Annotated in this window: 13 protein-coding genes; 7 read left to right on the top strand and 6 right to left on the bottom strand. The window is 41.8% G+C overall.

The genetic code is table 11. The annotated features are described in order from the left end of the window. The first annotated feature begins 17 nt into the window (after positions 1-17). Positions 18-953, top strand: coding sequence for an aldo/keto reductase (locus tag H6G68_RS12410; RefSeq protein ID WP_190906930.1), 936 nt, complete (start codon positions 18-20; stop codon positions 951-953). Positions 954-1,060: 107 nt separating this feature from the next. Here H6G68_RS12410 and H6G68_RS12405 read toward each other — a convergent pair whose 3' ends face one another. Both H6G68_RS12405 and rimO read right to left on the bottom strand, forming a co-directional pair. Beyond that, entirely contained in the window at positions 1,061-2,611 is a 1,551-nt protein-coding gene (locus H6G68_RS12405; protein WP_190906929.1) for a DEAD/DEAH box helicase, read from the bottom strand. Positions 2,612-2,723: 112 nt separating this feature from the next. Next, entirely contained in the window at positions 2,724-4,046 is a 1,323-nt protein-coding gene (rimO, locus tag H6G68_RS12400) for a 30S ribosomal protein S12 methylthiotransferase RimO (RefSeq protein ID WP_127053062.1), read from the bottom strand. Positions 4,047-5,155: 1,109 nt separating this feature from the next. Here rimO and btpA point away from each other — a divergent pair. Beyond that, positions 5,156-6,004, top strand: coding sequence for a photosystem I biogenesis protein BtpA (gene btpA, locus H6G68_RS12395; protein WP_190906928.1), 849 nt, complete (start codon positions 5,156-5,158; stop codon positions 6,002-6,004). An 87-nt stretch (positions 6,005-6,091) separates the two neighbouring features. Then, positions 6,092-7,084 (top strand): vitamin K epoxide reductase family protein, encoded by a 993-nt coding sequence (locus H6G68_RS12390; RefSeq protein WP_190906927.1) that lies wholly within the window; start codon positions 6,092-6,094, stop codon positions 7,082-7,084. Positions 7,085-7,149: 65 nt separating this feature from the next. On the opposite strand, the gene nadB is transcribed toward H6G68_RS12390, so the two are convergent. The 3 genes from nadB to H6G68_RS12375 all read right to left on the bottom strand — a co-directional run bounded on the left by nadB (position 7,150) and on the right by H6G68_RS12375 (position 10,499). Beyond that, a complete protein-coding gene (gene nadB, locus H6G68_RS12385) occupies positions 7,150-8,838 on the bottom strand; it encodes an L-aspartate oxidase (RefSeq protein ID WP_190906926.1) in 1,689 nt (562 codons plus the stop codon). Between the two features lie 128 nt (positions 8,839-8,966). Next, positions 8,967-9,395 carry a photosystem II complex extrinsic protein PsbU gene (gene psbU / locus H6G68_RS12380; protein ID WP_190906925.1) on the bottom strand — a complete coding sequence of 143 codons (429 nt, stop codon included), beginning with the start codon at positions 9,393-9,395 and terminating at the stop codon, positions 8,967-8,969. 324 nt (positions 9,396-9,719) lie between these two features. Next, positions 9,720-10,499, bottom strand: coding sequence for a DUF3120 domain-containing protein (locus H6G68_RS12375; protein WP_190906924.1), 780 nt, complete (start codon positions 10,497-10,499; stop codon positions 9,720-9,722). A gap of 198 nt (positions 10,500-10,697) precedes the next feature. Between H6G68_RS12375 and H6G68_RS12370 the strand changes: the two genes are divergently transcribed. After that, positions 10,698-11,633 carry an undecaprenyl-diphosphate phosphatase gene (locus tag H6G68_RS12370; RefSeq protein ID WP_190906923.1) on the top strand — a complete coding sequence of 312 codons (936 nt, stop codon included), beginning with the start codon at positions 10,698-10,700 and terminating at the stop codon, positions 11,631-11,633. A gap of 17 nt (positions 11,634-11,650) precedes the next feature. Here the strand turns inward: H6G68_RS12370 and H6G68_RS27610 are convergent, their stop codons facing one another. Further along, positions 11,651-11,773: a hypothetical protein gene (locus H6G68_RS27610; protein WP_277925503.1), complete on the bottom strand. Its 123-nt coding sequence runs from the start codon at positions 11,771-11,773 to the stop codon at positions 11,651-11,653. Between H6G68_RS27610 and H6G68_RS12365 the strand changes: the two genes are divergently transcribed. From H6G68_RS12365 to H6G68_RS12355, 3 genes are all read left to right on the top strand, one after another. Continuing rightward, positions 11,759-13,087: a TIGR03279 family radical SAM protein gene (locus H6G68_RS12365; RefSeq protein WP_190906922.1), complete on the top strand. Its 1,329-nt coding sequence runs from the start codon at positions 11,759-11,761 to the stop codon at positions 13,085-13,087. The genes H6G68_RS27610 and H6G68_RS12365 overlap by 15 nt on opposite strands. A 271-nt stretch (positions 13,088-13,358) precedes the next feature. Beyond that, positions 13,359-16,184, top strand: coding sequence for a family 10 glycosylhydrolase (locus tag H6G68_RS12360; RefSeq protein ID WP_190906921.1), 2,826 nt, complete (start codon positions 13,359-13,361; stop codon positions 16,182-16,184). 724 nt (positions 16,185-16,908) lie between these two features. Next, positions 16,909-20,349 carry a PAS domain S-box protein gene (locus H6G68_RS12355; RefSeq protein ID WP_190906920.1) on the top strand — a complete coding sequence of 1,147 codons (3,441 nt, stop codon included), beginning with the start codon at positions 16,909-16,911 and terminating at the stop codon, positions 20,347-20,349. The last annotated feature ends 13 nt before the right edge of the window (positions 20,350-20,362 follow it).

The raw sequence follows: 20,362 nt of genomic DNA, 5'->3' as shown, positions 1-20,362 counted from the left end.
AATATAATTTTAGCAAAATGGAAACCATCACATTAGGAAAAAATGGCATAGCCGTTCCTCCCCTGTGCATAGGAACATGGTCTTGGGGTGATAAACTCTTTTGGAATTACGGCGATGGTTACGGTGAAGAACAGTTACAAGCAGCTTTTAATGCCGCTTTAGATGCTGGTGTTACTTTCTTCGATACTGCGGAAGTTTACGGTTTAGGACTTTCAGAACAGTTTTTAGGAAAGTTCATGAAACAAACCACCCAACAGGTACAAATTGCGACGAAGTTTGGACCTTTACCTTGGCGTTGGGATGGTAAATCTGTATCTGAGGCTTTAACAGCCAGTCTCCAACGTCTCCAAGTTAACAGAATTGAATTATACCAAGTTCATTGGCCTTTCGCTTTCTTTTTAAGTCAAGAAACTCTGATGAATACCCTCGCAGATGAAGTGGCGCGGGGCAGAATTGGTGCAGTAGGTGTCAGTAATTATTCTGCTTCTCAAATGCAAGAAGCACATAAAATATTAGCCGCAAGGGGTGTACCCTTAGCCGTTAACCAAGTCCGTTATTCTTTGCTAACACGACAAATTGAAACTAACGGTGTTTTGCAAACTGCCCGTGAGTTAGGTGTAACAATCTTAGCTTACAGTCCCTTAGCTCAAGGACTGCTAACAGGCAAATATACCACCGCCTACAAACCTACAGGTGCAAGAAGCATAGACCCGCAATTTAGTCAAGATGGTTTAAATAAAATTGCCCCAGTTTTATCTTTATTACGGAAAATTGGTGAAAAATATGGTTGCACCCCCGCTCAAGTAGCCCTTAACTGGTTAATTGCTCAGGGGAACGTTATTCCTATTGCTGGAGTTAAAAACGCCGAACAAGTAAAACAGAATGTTGGCGCTTTGGGTTGGAAAATGACTGATGATGAATTTGGCGAGCTAGAAAAAATTACCCGCCCTTGAGACAATTTTAGATTTTAGATTGGCGATTTTAGATGAGGAAAAATCATCAATTCCTATATTTTTAATCCAAAATCTAAAATCCAAAATCCAAAATTGAACTAATCGGTCTATTCTCTGCCTGTGGGTGAGCCTAACTTGCGATTGTTAGGGGTAGGTGAAGATTCACTGCGGCCTGTGCGTAATTTGGGCTTAACACTGCCACGTCTGTCTTCATCACCGTTGTTGTCTGATTTAGACCAAGATGAACGGTTGCGATTGCCTCCAGAACTGCGCTCTGGGAAATCTCCACCATCACGACGCTTGTTGAGCTTGGGTTTGGGGGCTGGGCCTTCCTCTACGGAAAGATCCACCTCTGTTTGCAGCCAAGCAGGACGGGTTTGATCGTAAGCAATCTGTAAAGCAGCAGCTGCGATCGCTTGAGCATCATATTTTTCAATCAATTCGCTAATGATTGGTAAAAATGAAGCTAGGCGTTCACCTGTTAAAGCGTCTGCTACCTGTTCTTGCAATTTCTTGATGTGTCTGGCTTCAATTTGCGCTCTTGTTGGAATCGTCAGCACTTGCCACTGTTGGCGGTTATGACGTTCAAATGCTTGTTGCTTGCGCCGTTCAAAGGTTTGTACCAAGGAAATGGCTGTACCTTCTTTACCTGCACGACCAGTCCGACCAATGCGGTGAACGTAGGTTTCGACGCTATCAGGTAAATCAAAGTTGATCACGTGAGAAAGCAAATCAACGTCTAACCCCCGTGCCGCGATGTCAGTAGCTACTACCCAGCGGACTTGACGATTGCGGAAGCGGGTCAACAATCTTTCCCGTGCTTGTTGGGACAAGTCACCATGATATTCATCCACACTGTGACCAGCAGATTGTAATTGATTGGTCAGTTCAGCGGCTGTGCGTCTGGTGCGAACAAAGATTAACGCTGTTTCTGGATCTTCCATTTCCAGAATTGGCTGTAAAGCTTTGGCTTTTGTCCAGTGACGGGGGATCAGGTAAGCTACTTGATTGATTTTATTGGGTGCTGCTTTTGGTTGCTCAACGGTAACAGTGGCCGGAGAGTTCAAAAACTTGTTGACCAAGGAGCGAATTGAGGGTGGCATTGTTGCCGAGAATAAAGCTGTTTGCCGTTCTTTGGGAGCTTGGGAAAGGATTTTGATGACATCATCAATAAAGCCCATGCTTAACATTTCATCAGCTTCATCCAAGACAAACCACTTCACTTGGTCGAGCTTTAAACAGCCTCTGTCTAACAAGTCGATTACCCGTCCAGGAGTACCGACAACCATGTGAACTCCACGTTTGAGTTGCATCATTTGGCGGTCAATTGATTGACCACCGTAAATTGCCAATACTCGCAATCCATCATCACCCATAAATTGGGAAATGGCATCGTGAACTTGCATTGCTAATTCACGAGTAGGAGTTAACACCAAAGCTTGTACGGCTTTTTTGCTAACATCTAGCTGTTCTAAAATCGGCAGCGAAAAGGCTGCTGTTTTGCCGGTTCCTGTTTGAGATTGACCGACGACATCACGACCCGCTAACAGTTGGGGAATTGCTTGGGCTTGAATGTTAGTAGGTTCGGTAAAACCAATTTTTTCTAGTTTGTCAACACGTTCTTGGGAAATGCCTAGTTCTTGAAAGGAAAGATTCATTAATTCTCCTAGATTTTATTGTGAGTTTTGGACTTGTAAGCCGATACTTATTTGTAAATTGGTACATGGGGCATAGCGATATGACCAATGACCAATGACCAATGACCAATGACTAATTACTATTGACAATTTGACCATAGAGGTCGTAGGCATCGGCACTTTGGATTTGTACTGGCACGATGGTTCCTAGCCTAGACTCGCCTTTAATATAGACTTGACCATCGACTTCAGGGGAAAATCTACCGGAACGGCCGATTAATTCTCCACTTTCGGGGTTTTCTTGCTCAATCAGGACATCGACAGTTTTGCCTACTTCCTGCTGATTTCTCTTGAGAGAAATCGGTTGCTGGAGTGCCATGATTCTGTCACGGCGCTCTTCCATCACTTCTGAAGGAACTTGATTGGGTAGACTGTAGGCTGGGGTTTCCTCTTCTGGTGAAAAGGTGAAGACACCCACATGATCAAATTCGTGTCGTTCTGTGAACTCTAGCAAATGCTCAAAATGCTCTTGAGTTTCTCCAGGAAAGCCAACGATAAAGGTTGTTCGCAGCACTGACGATGGTAACGCTGTTTTGATGCGATCAATAATTCCATCATTTACCCGTCCTTGCCAGGGACGGTTCATGGCGCGGAGAATCTCTGGATGAGAATGTTGCAAGGGCAAATCTAAGTAAGGCAGAACATTGGGTGTTTCTTGAATCGCCGCTATCACATCTGGGGTGAGTCCGGTGGGATAGGCATAGTGCATTCTGATCCAAGGTACATCTACTTTCCCTAAAGCGCGGAGTAGTTCCGCTAACTTTGGCTTTCCGTAAATATCCAAACCATAATTTGTAGTGATTTGGGAAATCAGAATAATTTCTTTTACCCCTTGATTGGCCAATTGCTTGGCTTCGGCGACTATAGATTCAATAGTACGCGATCGCTGGTTCCCTCTGAGATAAGGAATAATACAAAATGCACAACGATAATCGCATCCTTCAGCAACTCGTAGGTAAGCTACTCCTTCTGTTGTCGTCCGGTAGCGCGGTGTCGTTTCATCGGCTATGTAGGTTGGTTCGGCGCTAATTAGTTTAACCCGTTCCCCTTGTTCTACCCGCTCTATGACATTGACAATTTTGTGATAATCACCTGTGCCAACTACGGCTACTGCTTCTGGCAACTCTTCCAATAATTGTTCTTGAAAGTGTTGCGCCATGCAACCGGTAATAACGACTTTTTTATTCGCTTCTGCCAATTCGACTAAAGTTCTGACCGATTCTTCTCTGGCGGCTTCAATAAAACTACAGGTATTGACGATTACATAATCAGCTAATTCTTCATTTGTATCTACACCGTAGCCTGCTTCTACAAGCAGTCCTAACATATGTTCTGTATCAATTCTATTTTTCTCGCAGCCCAGGTGAGAAATGGCAATTGTTGGCTTATCACCCATATTTTGAAAAAATCTCTGTTTTTTTTCTCATTACTCAAACACTCAAACAATATTTAGGTGCTTTGTTCCCGCACCCTTATTAAGTACACAACAGTGACAGATTTCCACTGCTATTGGCTGTCTGTGGGCGTATGACCCTAATCAATTATGAATATAGAGGTCATGCTATGATATTTTTATTAATCTGTTTCCCAGGATAAATTCAAGTGTCTTTATTTACTTATGACACTCGTAGTATTGTTTAACGATTCGCCTAATGGTATTTTAAACTACCGGAGCGTGTGCGTTGTTAATTTACCCGTCGGGAAGCCGCCCAAAGGGCTGGTTTTGAGAAGTCGCTACCCTCAGGGAAATCGCAATTGCGACTACGCCTATCAAGCAGTAATGCTACCCTATACTTCAGGCTTGGTCTACGACGATGCGCGGACAAGATGCCTAAACCACGGGAAGCTGCCTTGCGTCTTGTGAGTGGCAAACTCCTCTTGTAGCCAGGTTCTATCTTAACATATCTTATGGAAGGTTGAACGACAATTTCCACCTTCAGAAGGAGGCAATAGAACTAAAAATTCAAATTAGCCTCAGAGTATGGCTTGCGCCTACAAAATTTAAAAAGCTGAACATAGGAGCTTTTAAATGATTTTAAATGAAAAGTAAAGAGTTAAGTAGATTGGCGCAAAAAAATCAAACTAAGTAAAGAAATATGAACTAGGCTAAAACCCTCTTTCCCCCTGCCCCCTGCAAGAGCAGCCCCCTGCTTGATCCCAACGACAAATATTTACGCCAGATTACTTAAGTGAAGCCTAAAGTTATAAAATATGCAAGCTGCAAGCATCGCCATGACAAGGGGTTAAAATTTAACAAAAACCGCGAAATTCCCCATCCCTCTATAGGGTGGGCATGGATAGCGTGGCAAAAGCGAAATGCGGTGAGGTAGTTCATTAAACTTCTTGTAGAAGTCTGGAAAAGGAGAAGATGCGTCAGAACGTATTATTATACGTAATATTTTTGAAGAAAAAATATTATCCGTAAACTAATGCTATGTACCAAATTATTCTTGTCTTTAGTCAAAAAATTCTCAACTCTGGACAATGCCTTAGCAAATTAAAGACGTGGACTTATATCAGTTATTCAAAACTCAAACCCCAATCATTGGCGTAGTTCACCTGCTACCCCTGCCTACCTCACCCCGTTGGGGAGGTAGCCTGAAAGCGGTCATTGACCGCGCAGAACAAGAAGCAACAGCCCTGGCCAGTGGAGGGGTAGACGGCATCATTGTAGAAAATTTTTTCGACGCACCGTTTACCAAAAACCAAGTTGATCCAGCAGTTGTGAGTGCCATGACTGTAGTGGTACAACGCATACAGAATTTAGTGACTTTGCCTATAGGTTTAAATGTTTTGCGGAATGATGGCAAAAGTGCCATGGCGATCGCAAGTTGTGTCAAAGCCCAATTTATCCGCGTCAATGTTCTCACGGGTGTGATGGCTACTGACCAAGGATTAATTGAGGGAGAAGCCCATCAATTACTCCGCTATCGGCGAGAGCTAGGATCGGATGTGAAAATCTTTGCTGATGTTTTGGTTAAACACGCCCGTCCTCTAAGTTCTCCTAATCTGACGGTGGCGGTGAAAGACACAATTGAAAGAGGATTGGCCGATGCAGTAATTTTATCTGGCTGGGCAACTGGTAGTCCTCCTAACTTAGAAGATTTAGAATTGGCTTGTGGGGCTGCTGCTGGTACACCAGTATTTATTGGCAGTGGGGCTAATTGGGAAAATATTGATACCTTAATGCAAGCAGCAAATGGTGTAATTGTTTCTAGTTCTCTCAAACGTCACGGGAGAATTGAGCAACCAATTGACCCAATTCGCGTCAGTCAGTTTGTAGAAGCAGCCCGTCGAAGTTGGAACTCTAAAGGTGAAAGTAAATCCATTCCTTCAGTGAAATTACATTCGTAAATCGGTAATAGGTAATGGGTAATGGGTAATGGGTAATCATTTTCCAATGACTAATGACTAATGACCAATGACTAATGACTAATACTTATGATTCGCCGTCGTTCTACTCCTTGGATTCATAAAAAGTCGCGTCTATTAATCGCAGCGATCGCAGGATGTGGTGCCTTAATCACAGGCTATCTCACCTTTGAAAAGCTCACGGGCGGCAGTACGGCTTGTGTGGCACAAGCTGGTGTTAAGGGCTGTAATGATGTTCTTTCTAGCCCTTGGGCAACGGTTTTTGGTCAGCCATTAGCTTTGTTTGGGTTGTTGGCATACATGAGTATGCTGATATTTGCTCTAGCTCCTTTGGCATTAAACTCAGAGGAAAATCAAAAAAACAGCAAACAACTGGAAAATCTGACTTGGTGGTTGCTGTTGGTGGGAGCGATCGCTATGTCAGTGTTTAGTGGCTACTTAATGTACATACTGGCATCCCAAATCAAAGCCTTTTGTCCTTACTGTATCGGCTCGGCTTTGTTTTCCCTGAGTATGTTAGTACTGACAATTATCGGTCGTGATTGGGAAGATATCGGGCAAATATTCTTTACTGGCTTGATTGTGGCAATGGTAACGCTGATTGGCACTTTAGCGATTTATGCTAACATCGATCCCCCAGATGGAACTCTCGACTCAACTCCTGGAAAACCTGGGCAAATTACTTTTATTCCCAAAGTAGAGCCTAAACCAGAATTTGGTTGGGAAATTACCACTACATCTGGTGAAGCAGAAATAGCCTTAGCAGAGCATCTTGTCAAAGTCGGCGCTAAGGAATACGTCGCTTACTGGTGTCCTCATTGCCACGAACAGAAGCTCCTCTTTGGTAAAGAAGCTTACAAAATTATTAGCGATAATAACGTTAAGGTCGAGTGCGCTGCTGACAGTCCCAAAGCTAAACCAGAATTGTGTCAAGCTGCCAAAATTGAAAGCTTCCCCACTTGGATCATCAATGGTAAAACCTATAGCGGCGTGCAGAACTTGTCAGAACTAGCGAAGATTACTGGTTATACAGGTTCTCAGAACTTCAAGTTTTTTAGGTAAAGTTCTTACAGCAGGGAACTCTGATTAGGGAATGGAAAACAAGAAACTTCCGCCAGCTAAGTTAATCAATCAGCTGGTGGAAGTTCATGAGATTTACTCCAGTGATCATATTGGACAATCGTGTGGACTTGCCAATCTGGGTCAGTTTGAGGATAATCTAAACGGTAGTGTCCGCCTCTGCTTTCAGTTCTAAAAGCAGCACTTTTGAGAATTAAGTAAGCTACATCTAATAAATTGCGGGTTTCTGCCCAAAGTCGCAACTGCTGTTCAATATCAGGTAAGTTGAAACTAGCGGGTTCTGTGGGACGCAAACTTTGCAAGAATTGACTTAAAGGTAAATTAGCGAAATCCTGTTGCCAAGATTCAATTGTAGCGATCGCACTTTCTAAGCCTAATTCTTGCCGACAAATACCAGCACTTTGCCAGACTAAACGGGGTAGTTTTTCTCGTAGAGCTTTTAGTTGAGCTTGTTGATTGTGCCACTCATCTTCACATAAGACCAAGGTTGAAGAATTGAAGAGGAATTCTGATTTTTGCAGTTCATCCTTTTGTAAGACTTCATCGTCTAAATCAGCCATCTGCGCCCCAAACACGATACATTCCAACAGAGAATTACTGGCTAGGCGATTAGCTCCATGCACTCCCGTACTAGCAGTTTCTCCCACAGCGTACAAACCAGGAATATTGGTGCGATTCTGTAAATCGGTGAGAATACCACCCATCCAGTAATGAGCAGCGGGGGCAACGGGAACCAATTCATTGAAGACATCAATACCCGAATGCTGACAAACTTGAATAATATTGGGAAAGCGATGACGAATTTTGTCAGCGGGGATGGGGCGCATATCTAACCAGACATGGGCAGTAGCCAAATCGACAGATGTCCGTTGCAAATGGCTGAAAATTGCTCTGCTGACCACATCTCGCGGTGCAAGTTCACCTGCTGGATGGTAGTCAAAAGCAAAACGTCGCCCTTCATTATCAACGAGGTGCGCTCCTTCACCACGTACAGCTTCGCTGATGAGAAAGCGTCCTGGTTTAGTGAGGGCGGTGGGATGAAATTGGACAAATTCTAAATCACGGAGGATAGCCCCAGCCCGCCAAGCGATCGCTACACCATCACCTGTACTTACCGCTGGGTTAGTGGTTTGGGCAAATACTTGACCACCGCCACCTGTTGCTAAGACTACAGCACCAGCCCTGATCCATGTAACTTTACCTTGATAAAACAGGCTGATACCTTGACAGCGCCCTGTTTCTGGTTCTATCCATAAATTTAAAGCTAAAGCTTGCTGGATAACTTGTATATTCTGACGGCGCAATACTTGAGCGGTGAGAGTGGTGGTTACTTCTCTACCTGTGGTATCTGCGGCGTGGAGAACACGGGGGCGAGAATGGGCAGCTTCTAGGGTGAAAGCCAAGTTATGATCATGCCGGTCGAAGGCTACACCCAAATGAATTAAGGATTGAATACAGATAGGGGCTTGTTCAGCCAGAAATTCTACGGCTTTTGGATCGCACAAACCCGCTCCTGCCTTTAATGTGTCTTCAATGTGCAGCTTTGGTGAATCTTCTGGGGAAACAGCTGCGGCAATGCCACCTTGCGCCCAGTCACTGGCGGATAATGTCACGGTTTCTTTAGTAATCAAGCCGACTCGTAAGGAGTCTGGTAGACACAGTGCTGTGTATAGTCCAGCAGCACCTGCGCCGACTACTAAAACATCAAATTGGCTAGGAATATCTATCTGAGACAAGGTTAAGGAAGGTGGGGAGATGGGGCAGTAGGGAGATGGGGCAATGGGGAGGCAGGAGGAGAATAATTAATTACCAATTAATTACCAATGCCCAATATCCCATGCCCCATCTCTAAAGGCAAATATAGTTATCTATAGATACCGTTGTTAATGCGATCGTCTCCCTCGTTGAAGTTAGGCTCGTATTCTGTCACGGTAAAGTTATCGAAGTTGGCTTGCAATTTGGATTTTTGGCTATCGCTCAATCCTGGCAGATTCAACACATCCTCTACTTTTTGGTAAGGAGCATTCTTGATGATTTTCTTGGCCAGGGTGGGATACAGTCCTGGATACTGTTGGAAAGCGGCAATGTTGGTATTATTCAAATCAATTTTTTTACCAAATTCCGTTCCTAGCTTGGCATCTGCCCGGTTCTGGCGTGAAATTGCCAAAACTGGTACTTGCGGCAAGGTTATGTTGCCCAAACTTGCTGCTTGGGCAATCTGAGTAGTTCCCAGTAATCCCCAGCAACCTAGCAACAAACTAAACACTGTTAATAAACGTACTAATCCTTTCACGATTTTCTACCTCTTTCCATTAATCAGAAATCGACACTTTTAGCTAAAAGCTTTCAAATGCGGGCTGGAAGTTAGAAGTATGAAGTATGAGTTCAACCCTGGTGATTACTCTGGGGCTGATAAAGTACTTAGTTCTTCCGACTTCATCCTTTGGTTGATAGCTGGTAGCTGAATCAACACACAGCAGTCATCAGAAACTAATATACAGCTTATTAATATCCACAATATTTACTGCTATTGGGTTCGACTTTACTTTTGCCAAAATTTATCTGTAATGGTTATCTTGCACCTTTCTCAGGGCTGATCATTCACTGGCTGATAATTTTAGGCAATTACTGCCGCTAACAAAAACAGACTATCTACTAAAATTGTACTCAAAACTGCGCCACTAAAGGCGTACCAGTGCCTTTCCTTTTGACCTAAAGAGATGATCCCGACTGTTAATAGGGCTAAGGCGAGAATGATTGCCCAAGCTTCTCCCCAAGGGGTTTGGACTTGTGCTAAGGCATTTTTTAAGATTTGTGAAGCTCCATTTACGTCTGTTCTCATAATTTGCCGCCAATAGGGCATCAAGTCTACAACATAGAAGTATATATCGGTTAAAACTGTACCGAATAAAGAACCTAGATAAAACCAGTTACCGACTTTGCCCCAATTTCGCCACAGACACCAGATCGCAAAGGGTAGCCCAATGGATTCTATCGGTAAGTGCCATAGGGGTTCCCAACGTAACCAACCCCAGTAAATCGCTCCTGTTAACCAACTCCAGCTAAATCCTAAGAGTAAATCTCCCCAGAGATAGGTTTGTGGACGTGACATTAGTGTCAAACTCAGCCAAATCCAAAATCCTGTCATGGCTACACTCAAACTGGGTAGCGATCGCACTAACGGCGCTTCCACAAATACTGGTACAGATACCAACAACACTGCTGCCGCAAACACTAACCAACTTTGTCTCCACGTTATGGAATTGGGGAGAGAGGCAGACAAAGACAGCCTCGACTCTATTTCTTTGATACCTCTAAGCTTAGTTTCCGACGAATGCAACTCACTATCAATAGCGGAGTTAGAAGCTGCGTAAGATGACAATGTATTATTAATCAATGTTTTTAATATATGTTACTAAACTTTACTTATCTTAAGATATCACACCCAAAAATCCTCTCCTTAAAATCCCCCCTAGGGGCATTTTAATTATACTAGATATTTTTGCATATAGGATGTTACCCGGAATAACTGACTATGGGAAGGTAAACTTGGATAATTTTCTCAAGTTATACATTTATTTTAGGAGCGTGTTTAATGGCGACAATTTTTGTAGCAACTGGTATCAACTTGCTATTACCTATATGGATGCAGCTTTCGCAAGTAGAAATACCTGCCGAAGCCGCAACTGGTGGAGTTAATCTTATGGCAGGATTAATTCAGTCCTTTATTTTGGGAATTGTGCAAGGTATTACCGAATTTTTGCCTATCAGTAGCACCGCACATCTGCTGATTGTGACAAAAGTGTTTGGTTGGAAAGAACTAGGTTCTAAAGATTTTGTCGATGCAATTCAATTTGGCAGTGTTATAGCAATTTTGTTGTATTTTTGGTCGCTGATTTCTAGTATTCTCAAAGGTGCAATCAAAACAATCAAGGATAAAGACTGGGAACGGGAAGAATGGAAAATTACTGTCGGTATTGCAGTAGGAACAATGCCTGCATTAATTATTGGCTTTATTTTGAAAGACTTTTTACCTGATAGTGCATTAATTATTGCTATAATGTCAGTTATCATGGCGATTCTACTAGCTTTAGCCGAAAAAATTGGCACTCGCAAGCGAGGATTTGATTCATTACAAATTGGGGATGGTGTTTTAGTAGGATTAGGACAAACTCTAGCTTTGATTCCCGGCGTTTCTCGTTCTGGTTCGACATTGACAACTGCTTTATTTTTAGGACTAGAACGTGATACAGCCGCTAAGTTTTCATTTTTGTTAGGTTTTCCAACTCTGACTATTGCTACCCTGTACAAAAGTCTGAAAATATTCAAGCAGTTTCAAGCTCAAGAATTGCCAGATAACATTGTTTTATTGTTAATTGTCGGGATTATTTCTACCTTTATTTTTTCCTACCTATCAATTGCCTTTTTGATTCGGTACTTACAAACCAAAAACACCATGGTTTTTGTATGGTACAGATTAGCCTTTGGCAGTGCTATCTTATTAGCAATTGCCGCCGGTTGGCAAGGTTGAATGCTTACACTTACGAATTAAGAGACGCAGGGACACGGAGAAAAGTCAGAATTACCAGATAACTGACCAATGACCAATGACCAATGACCAATGACCAATGACCAATGACCAATGACCAATGACCAATGACTACTATTCATCCTGCCAAAATTACCAAGGTGCTTCCTGAATCAATTGCTGCCGAAATTGGCTTTGATGCAGGGGATGCGATTGTTACTATTAATGGGACACGTCCTCGTGATTTAATTGATTATCAGTTTTTATGCGCTGATGAAGTTTTGGAACTAGAAGTTTTAGATGCGACGGGAAAAACTCATCATATTGAAATTGAAAAAGATTATGATGACGACTTGGGGCTAGAATTTGAAACTGCTTTATTTGATGGTTTAATTCAGTGTAATAATCGTTGTCCATTTTGCTTTATTGATCAACAACCACCTGGTAAGCGTTCTAGCTTGTACTTTAAAGACGACGATTATCGTTTGAGCTTTTTGTATGGTTCTTATCTAACTCTGACAAATTTACCAGAAAAAGAATGGCAACGAATTGAACAAATGCGGTTATCTCCCTTATATGTTTCTGTTCATGCGACAGAACCAGATGTGAGAATTAGACTGTTGAAAAATAACCGTGCGGGACAACTTTTACAACAACTTAAATGGTTTCAAGAAAGACGATTACAAATTCATGCTCAAGTAGTAGTTTGTCCAGGAATAAATGATGGGAAACATCTAGAACAAACATTACGCGATTTAACATCTTTTCATACTGGGGAAATACCTGCTGTGGCATCAATAGCCGTGGTTCCTGTTGGTTTAACTCGTTTTCGTCCCCAAGAAGATGAACTGACTCCAGTGACGCAGCAAAAAGCCCAGGAAGTGATTTCTCAAGTTAAATTGCTTTCTCAAGAATTTCGGCAAAAATTCGGTTCCAGTGTGGCTTGGTTAGCCGATGAATGGTTTTTAATTGCTGGGGAAGAATTACCAAGCGAAGCGGAATATGAGGAATACCCGCAAATTGATAATGGTGTTGGTTCTATTCGCTTATTTGTTAAGCAATTTACCCATGCTGCTCAGAAATTATTACCGCCAAAAGTATCACCCCACAGAAAACTCACTTGGGTTGTAGGTAACGCTGTTGAAAAAGCATTTCAACCCATCCTAAAACAGTTAAATGCTGTGGAAGGATTAGAGGTAAATATGCGGGCTTTATATAGTGATTATTGGGGACAAAATATCAGTGTGACAGGATTAATTACGGGACATGATTTACTTTTTCACTTAAAAGGCCAAGATTTAGGAGAGGGAATTTTATTACCCAATGTCATGCTCAAACATGGGGAATTGATCTTTTTAGATGATATGACTGTGGAAGAAGTAGCTCATCAACTGAATACAGAAATATTTCCAGTGGCAGGAGTTGAGGATTTAATCAATACCTGTATTAATTCGTAAACAGGGAACAGGTGACAGGTGACAGGTGACAGGTAATTCTTAATTTTCCCCGCGTCACCCTCTCTGTGCGTCTGTCCATTTGTATCAACCTTAAAGTGAAACGGTATTAGGCTGTCGCTCTAGCGTAGCCATCCAGGGCTATACACACCCTTCAAACTACCAATCCTCATAAAATGGGATAATTTATTTTTTGGGATTGCCTAAATAAGTTATTATCTATTCTCACCATTTAGCTCTCTGTATTTATCTACTAATTTGTGAGGAATAACTCGTGAAAAATCACGAAGGAAAAGTTAGGAATAATATCAGACAAAAAATTACAATAGCAAGCTTATTTTTTTTAAATTTTAATTTTTTAACTGGGAATTTGGGGGGGATGTTGCCGGCAAAAGCGGTGACAGAAGCAGCTGTATTAAGCGTAGTCAAAAGCCAAGATAATGCCAATCAATGGATAGGGATTACCAAACGCTTAGAGACTGTGGGAGTAAGATATTGTGTAATACCCTTGGGTAGTGTGAACAATGTGGCGGATTTAGGAAAGCCACAGGTGTTGTTGTTGCCAAATATAGAGACATTAACGACTGTACAAGCGATCGCACTCAAAGAATGGATGAATCGGGGTGGGCGCTTAATTGCTAGTGGCCCTGTCGCTAGTTTATCAACACCGGGAGTGCGCCATTTGTTGCGAACTCTGCTAGGAGGTTATTGGGGATTTAGCTTGAATGCGGCTCAAGAGTTACAACCAGCACAAACTAATCCCCAGGAATGGGCAACCAGCAAAGAACTCTTTGGTAAAGTTGTGGGTGCTGTGATGATTCCTGATCATCTTCATACTCAAATAGCTGCTGTTTGGAATTCTCCAGATCATCCAGCCGCAGTACTGACAACGGAGCAATCCACTTTTTTAGGCTGGCGCTTAGGAACAGATACAGCTTCAACCGCAGATTTAGATAGTATTTGGTTAAAAGCAGCACTAAATCGTTATCTAAAATTGCCAACCACAACAGTCTCAGGAAATGCGCCAAACTGTCTTTCTGCTACTGCAAATCCACCAACAACTCAAACCTCACGATTGAGCAACACCAATCCACCCAAACGGATAAATTCTCCCAAAAAACCAAATCCAGCCAATTCAAGAACCCAGCCCAGGCGGGTAATTTCTCCCAAAAAACCCAATCCTTCCGCACGGGTGAAACCTCAAAACCCAAGACTGACAGCCACACCGCCCCAAGCCACACCTGTTCCCAAAGTCAAACCCCAAAATTTCCCAGAGGCCATTGAGCAACTGCAAGAAGCAGTGCGTTTAGATGTCATACCCGATTCTAATCGGCCGATTGATAGTAAAGATGCATTTGCTCTCCAACAAGAATTAGAAAATTTGATTGGTCGAGTCGAAAGCGCCCATTTAGCGGCTTCAGTTCATGGTATTAGTAGTGTCAGCAACACCCAATCCTTGAAAGTCGAAAGCGAAAAATCCGCATCTACCCAACCAGAGAGAAAAGACCTCAGTTTAGAGCAAACCTTAGCCCAAGCCAGAGAAGTTGCCAAAAATATACCAGTGTTAATTGCCCAAAAGAACTATGCTTTGGCGCGTCAGCAATGGTTAAACACAAAGACGACTTTATGGCAGCAATTTCCTCGCAATCAGCGCATAGCTCAACCAGAAATCCGCTCAGTATGGTTAGATCGGGGGACAATTGTTAACGCTGGGAATGAAGCAGGACTAGCGAAGATTTTTGATCGACTGTCCCAAGCCGGAATTAACACCGTATTTTTTGAAACTGTCAATGCTAGTTATACAATTTATCCCAGTCAGGTCGCACCACAACAAAACCCCTTAATTAAAGATTGGGACCCCCTAGAAGTGGCTGTAAAGTTAGCCCATGAGCGAGGAATGGAGTTACACGCTTGGGTTTGGACTTTTGCCGCTGGTAATCGTCGTCATAATGAAATTATTAATGTCAGTCCTGATGATCCAGGCCCTGTGTTAGCCGCTAATCCCAATTGGGCCAATTATGATCAAAGTGGGAACATAATTCCCGTAGGTCAAACAAAGCCTTTTTTAGACCCAGCAAATCCCGAAGTCCGGCAGTATTTATTAAAACTGTACGCTGAAATTATTACTCGCTATCAGGTAGATGGCATACACCTCGATTATATTCGTTATCCTTTTCAAGACCCCTTAGCAGGTAGAACTTACGGTTATGGGAAAGCTTCTAGAGAGCAGTTTCAGCAACAAACAGGTGTAGATCCTCTAAATATTACTCCTAGTCAGCGGGATTTGTGGCAAAAGTGGACAGCATTCCGCACCAAGCAAGTTGATAGTTTTGTGTCTGAAGTTTCGCAGATGTTAAAACAAAAGCGAGCCAATTTAATTTTATCTGTAGCTGTATTTCCGTTACCAGAATATGAACGAGTTCAAAAAATTCAACAACATTGGGAAGTTTGGGCAAGACGGGGAGATATAGATTTAATTGTGCCGATGACTTACGCTTTAGATACTCCTCGTTTCCAAAGACTGGCACAACCTTGGATTAACTCTACTCAGTTAGGTGCTACTTTATTAGTTCCAGGAATTCGCTTACTTTCCTTGTCTACAGTAGGAGCATTTGATCAACTCCAACTGCTCAGAGATTTACCTGTTAGTGGTTATGCACTCTTTGCTGTGGAGAATTTTAATACCGAGTTTGACGAATTATTTAGTAATACCCAAGGTCAGGTGCAACGATTCAAAAATGAACCTATTCCTCAGCGTCAGCCATTTCGCACGGCGGCTTTTCGCTATGCGGCTCTACAAAAAGAATGGGAATTTGTAAGAGAAAATAACCAATTATCAATACCTGCAAATAAAATTTCTGCTTTTAATAACCAGTCTCAGGAATTAAAAAATCATTTAAATCAGCTTGCGGCTTTACCTACTGCCAGTAATTTAATCAAAGCCAGAAATGCTCTTAATCGCTTTAAGTTTGAATTTAGGATGTGGATGAGTGTGGAAATGAAGGAAAATCCCTATCAAGTTAAAGCCTGGGAAAATCGACTGGTAACTATTGAAAGACTTTTACGTTACGGTGAGAGGAGAGTAATAAATAATTCGTAATTCGTAATTCTTAATTTTCCCCGCTTCCCTGCGTCCCCGTGTCCCCGTGTCTTGAGCGTCTCCCTAATTATAAGTATTCAACCGCACACGATGCTAGGCAGGAGAGTGTCAAAAGTAAGAAATAATGTAGTAAAATGTAGTAATTTTTGATAAAAGAATTTACCGTATTTCTACTCCTTATAATCTTACCGATTTTACGTCACAATGTTGGGGAGTTACGTAAATAAATCAGTGGTTTGAGAGAAGGAATCGGGTTTGATTACTGATAGCTGGCGTAGCGTAGCCATATTTACTCATGGAGGTTCTTAACTGTTAACTCTTAAAAGAAAAGAAGGAAGGTTGTAGTTTACGTATTTTTCAACAATAAAATACTAAGTATAGCAGCAAAATTAATTAATACATTTTGCCAAAAAATAAAAATCGCTAGAATCTTTTTCTGTTCCCTGTTCCCCGTTAAGAGTTCCCTTACCGAAATGTGCAATTTATTTTGCACGACTACTTAGTACACAACGGCAGCCATCATCCTCTAAGGATTTTAGATTTCGGATTATTCCCCGGATAAATCCGGGGACTTGTACCATCAAGAAATTATTGGTCAACCAACCATGAAAAATTCCTGAAAAGCTTGTTTAATCTGCTTTTTTAATTTTTAATTTTTAATTTTTAATTCCGAGAAAGCGGTACTAGTCCTATATATGTTTGGTAGTAGCTATTCAACTAAAGTATGCAAGCATCACTTCACTATCTCGTGCTACAAAGCTTAGAGTCAGTTATTGATATGTCGCCGCTGACGGTTGCACCGGAAACACCTATACTAGATGCGATCGCTCTTATGGCTGCACAATCTAAAGGTGTGTTGGTAAAGTCAGCCTCCCAGGTAGTGGGGTGCTTGACACAACAAGATATAGTCAGACTTGTAGCTTCAGGGGCTGATTTGAACACAGCCCAAGTTGCACAAGTGATGCAGAACTCAGTCATAAAACTGAAGATGCAAAAAATTAACACTTTAGATTCAGTAATATCAATGTTATGTCAGCCTCAGTTGCAGCTACTACCAGTTGTAGATGAGGATGGTGAAATTGTCGGCACCATCACCCCTGAAAGTATTTGTCTAGCTCTTTCCGTAGTAGAAGCAGAAATTAGTGATCTAGCAGACTATTGCCCGATGGTAGAAAATCAACTTCTGCAATCCCAGCAAATGTTGCAGTTAATTATGGATACCATTCCCCATAGTATTTTCTGGAAAGATATAAATTCCATCTTCTTGGGTTGTAATCACAACTTTGCCAAAATGGTTGGTTTTGACAATCCAGAAGATATCATCGGCAAAACAGACTACGATTTGATTCCCAACTCTGAAGAAGCGCACTTCTACCACGTTAGTGACGCTGAAATTATGATAACTAATCAGCCCCAACATCACGCCATTACACCTAAACAGCAAGCAGATGGTAGCCAAATTTGGCTACAGACTAACAAAGCTCCCTTATATAATACTGAAGGTGAGGTAGTAGGAATGTTCGGGACATTAGAAAATATCACTGAGCGCAAGCAGGAAGCAGCGGCTTTATGGGAAATTCAACAGCAGCTACAGGCAATTTTAGATAATTTACCAGCAGTGATGTACTTATTAGACACTGAGAATAAATACCTGCTAGTTAACCGCCAATATGAAAACCTATTCAAGACTACTCAAGATCAGATAGTGGGCAAGAGTGTGTATGATATCTGGTCTGATGATATTGCTAAAGCATTTGCCGTGAGCAACTCTCAGGTAATTGCAGGTGGTATACCTTTAGAAAGCGAAGAAGTTGTCCCCCATGATGATGGTTTGCATACTTATTGGTCGGTTAAGTTTCCTTTAAAAGATGCCAATGGAGTCTCTTATGCTGTTTGCGGTATCTCCACAGATATTACAGACCGCAAAAGAACCCAAGAAGAACTCTATAAAAGTGAAGAACGCTTCCGCTTATTAGTAGAAGGTGTTAAAGACTACGCAATTTATATGCTTGACCCAGAGGGACGGGTGAGGAGTTGGAATTCTGGTGCTGAATGTATTACTGGATATCAGGTAGCAGAAATTATCGGGCAGGATTTTTCTTGCTTTTTTCTACCGGAAGACATTGTTAATGCTCTACCGAAGCAACAATTAGATATAGCCGCAGGGAATGGTCGGTGTGAATGTGAAAGTGTTTTTGTTCGCAAAGATGGTTCCTATTTCTGGGCAAATTGTATTTTAACGGCATTACGTGATGAAACTGATAAGCTACGTGGTTTTTCTAAAGTCACCCGTGACATTACGGAACGTAAATTAGCAGAGAAGTCTTTATTGCGATTGCTTAAAGCCATAGAAAGCACAAGTGATGCAGTTAGCATTGCGGAGATTTCTGGTCAGTTAAGTTATGTAAATCCTGCATTTATAGATATATTTGATTATACAGAGAGTCAATTAAATGCCAATGAGGGACTCTCAACTAATTTTCAGACCAAGGAAGTATTTAAAAGAGTATTTGAGACAGTCCACAGAGGTGAGTCTTGGCGTGGTGAAGTGATGATGCAAAGTCGTAGTGGTGAAAGTCTACATATAGACCTACGAACAGATGCGATTAAAGATGATACGGGACAGATAGTCTCGGTGGTGAGCATCTATACCGATATTACCCAGCGCAAGTTGATAGAGGAAGGTTTAAGATTGCGCGATCGCGCGATCGCTGCCAGTAGTAACGGCATTGTGATTGCGGATGTCACCAGCCCTGATAGTTCAATTATCTATGTCAATCCGGCTTTTGAGCGTCTGACTGGCTACTCAGCAGCCGAAGTTATGGGGCAGAATTTTCTTTTGCTCCAAGGTGCTGATATCAATCAACCAGGATTAAAAGAACTCAGTAATGCTATGCAATCAGGACAAGATTGTACTGTAATTTTACGTAACTCTTGTCAAGATGGCAGCATATTTTGGCATGAGTTAAATATTTCCCCCGTTTATGATATCGATGGTTATCTCACTCACTACATTGGCATTCAAACCGATATAACTGAGCGTCAACAAGCAGAAACAGCATTACTTGTCAGTCAAGAGCGGCTACAGTATTTACTAACCTGTAGCCCCGCTGTAATCTATACTTGCAAGGCACATGAAGATTTTGGTGCTATCTTTATCAGCGAAAATGTTAAAGCCATGATAGGCTATGAAGCGCGGGAATTTATACAAAGTTCTGATTTTTGGCTTACTCATCTTCACCCAGAAGACGCGCCAAAAGTAATTGCTGAACGCTCAAGGGCATCTGAACAAAGTGACTACAGCCTAGAATATCGCTTTTTACACCAAGACGGTATCTATCGTTGGGTATATGATCAAGGTAAAGTCGTATGGGATGAAGCAGGCAACCCATTGGAACTAGTTGGCTACTGGGCAGATATTACCAATCGCAAGCAATTAGAGCAAGAACTAAGAATAGCATTGGAGAGAGAGAAAGAACTTAACGAACTGAAATCCCGCTTTATTTCCATGACTTCTCACGAATTCCGCACACCCTTGAGTACTATCCTTTCTTCTTCTGAGTTGCTAGAACACTACAGCCACAAATGGACACATGAAAAACAACTTACTCATCTGCATCGCATTCAAGCGGCTGTAAACCGGATGACAGAAATGTTAAATGATATTTTGGTGATTGGCAAAGGAGAAGCAGGAAAACTAGAATATAGACCCTTATTATTTGATTTGGTCAAATACTGCCGTCAGCTAGTGGAAGAAGTAAGGTTGAATTTAAAAAGTCAACATTTAGTAAATTTTAGCAGTCAATATCAATCTATATCTTGCTATATGGATGAAAAATTACTGGGACATATTCTCAGTAACTTACTCTCCAATGCCCTCAAATATTCTCCAGATGGCAGCTTGGTCAATTTTAATCTCTCTTTTCAAGAGGGGCAAGCAGTATTTGAAATTCAAGACCAAGGAATTGGCATTCCTGAAGAAGATATGCCCCGATTATTTGAATCTTTTCATCGCGCTAGAAATGTCGGTAATATTTTAGGAACTGGATTAGGACTAGCAATTGTAAAAAAGTGTGTAGATATTCACCAAGGCAGAATTAATGTCAATACTTTACTAGGAGTTGGCAGCAATTTTACTGTGACGTTACCATTAAAAAAAATATAATATGAGTGAGGTA

Origin of the sequence: Anabaena catenula FACHB-362, assembly GCF_014698735.1 — a bacterium.
GTDB classification, from domain to species: Bacteria; Cyanobacteriota; Cyanobacteriia; order Cyanobacteriales; family Nostocaceae; genus Anabaena; species Anabaena variabilis_A.
Note: the sequence above shows the minus strand (reverse complement) of the source record. Positions and strands in the feature narration are given on the sequence as shown.

Bases quoted from the DNA above. Each gene is read 5' to 3' on its own strand.
- H6G68_RS12410 (WP_190906930.1), top strand. From the start codon at position 18: ATGGAAACCATCACATTAGGAAAAAATGGCATAGCCGTTCCTCCCCTG.
- H6G68_RS12355 (WP_190906920.1), top strand. From the start codon at position 16,909: ATGCAAGCATCACTTCACTATCTCGTGCTACAAAGCTTAGAGTCAGTT.
- H6G68_RS27610 (WP_277925503.1), bottom strand. From the start codon at position 11,773: ATGAATAGTAGTCATTGGTCATTGGTCATTGGTCATTGGTCATTGGTC.
- rimO (WP_127053062.1), bottom strand. From the start codon at position 4,046: ATGGGTGATAAGCCAACAATTGCCATTTCTCACCTGGGCTGCGAGAAA.
- H6G68_RS12390 (WP_190906927.1), top strand. From the start codon at position 6,092: ATGATTCGCCGTCGTTCTACTCCTTGGATTCATAAAAAGTCGCGTCTA.
- H6G68_RS12370 (WP_190906923.1), top strand. From the start codon at position 10,698: ATGGCGACAATTTTTGTAGCAACTGGTATCAACTTGCTATTACCTATA.
- H6G68_RS12405 (WP_190906929.1), bottom strand. From the start codon at position 2,611: ATGAATCTTTCCTTTCAAGAACTAGGCATTTCCCAAGAACGTGTTGAC.
- H6G68_RS12365 (WP_190906922.1), top strand. From the start codon at position 11,759: ATGACTACTATTCATCCTGCCAAAATTACCAAGGTGCTTCCTGAATCA.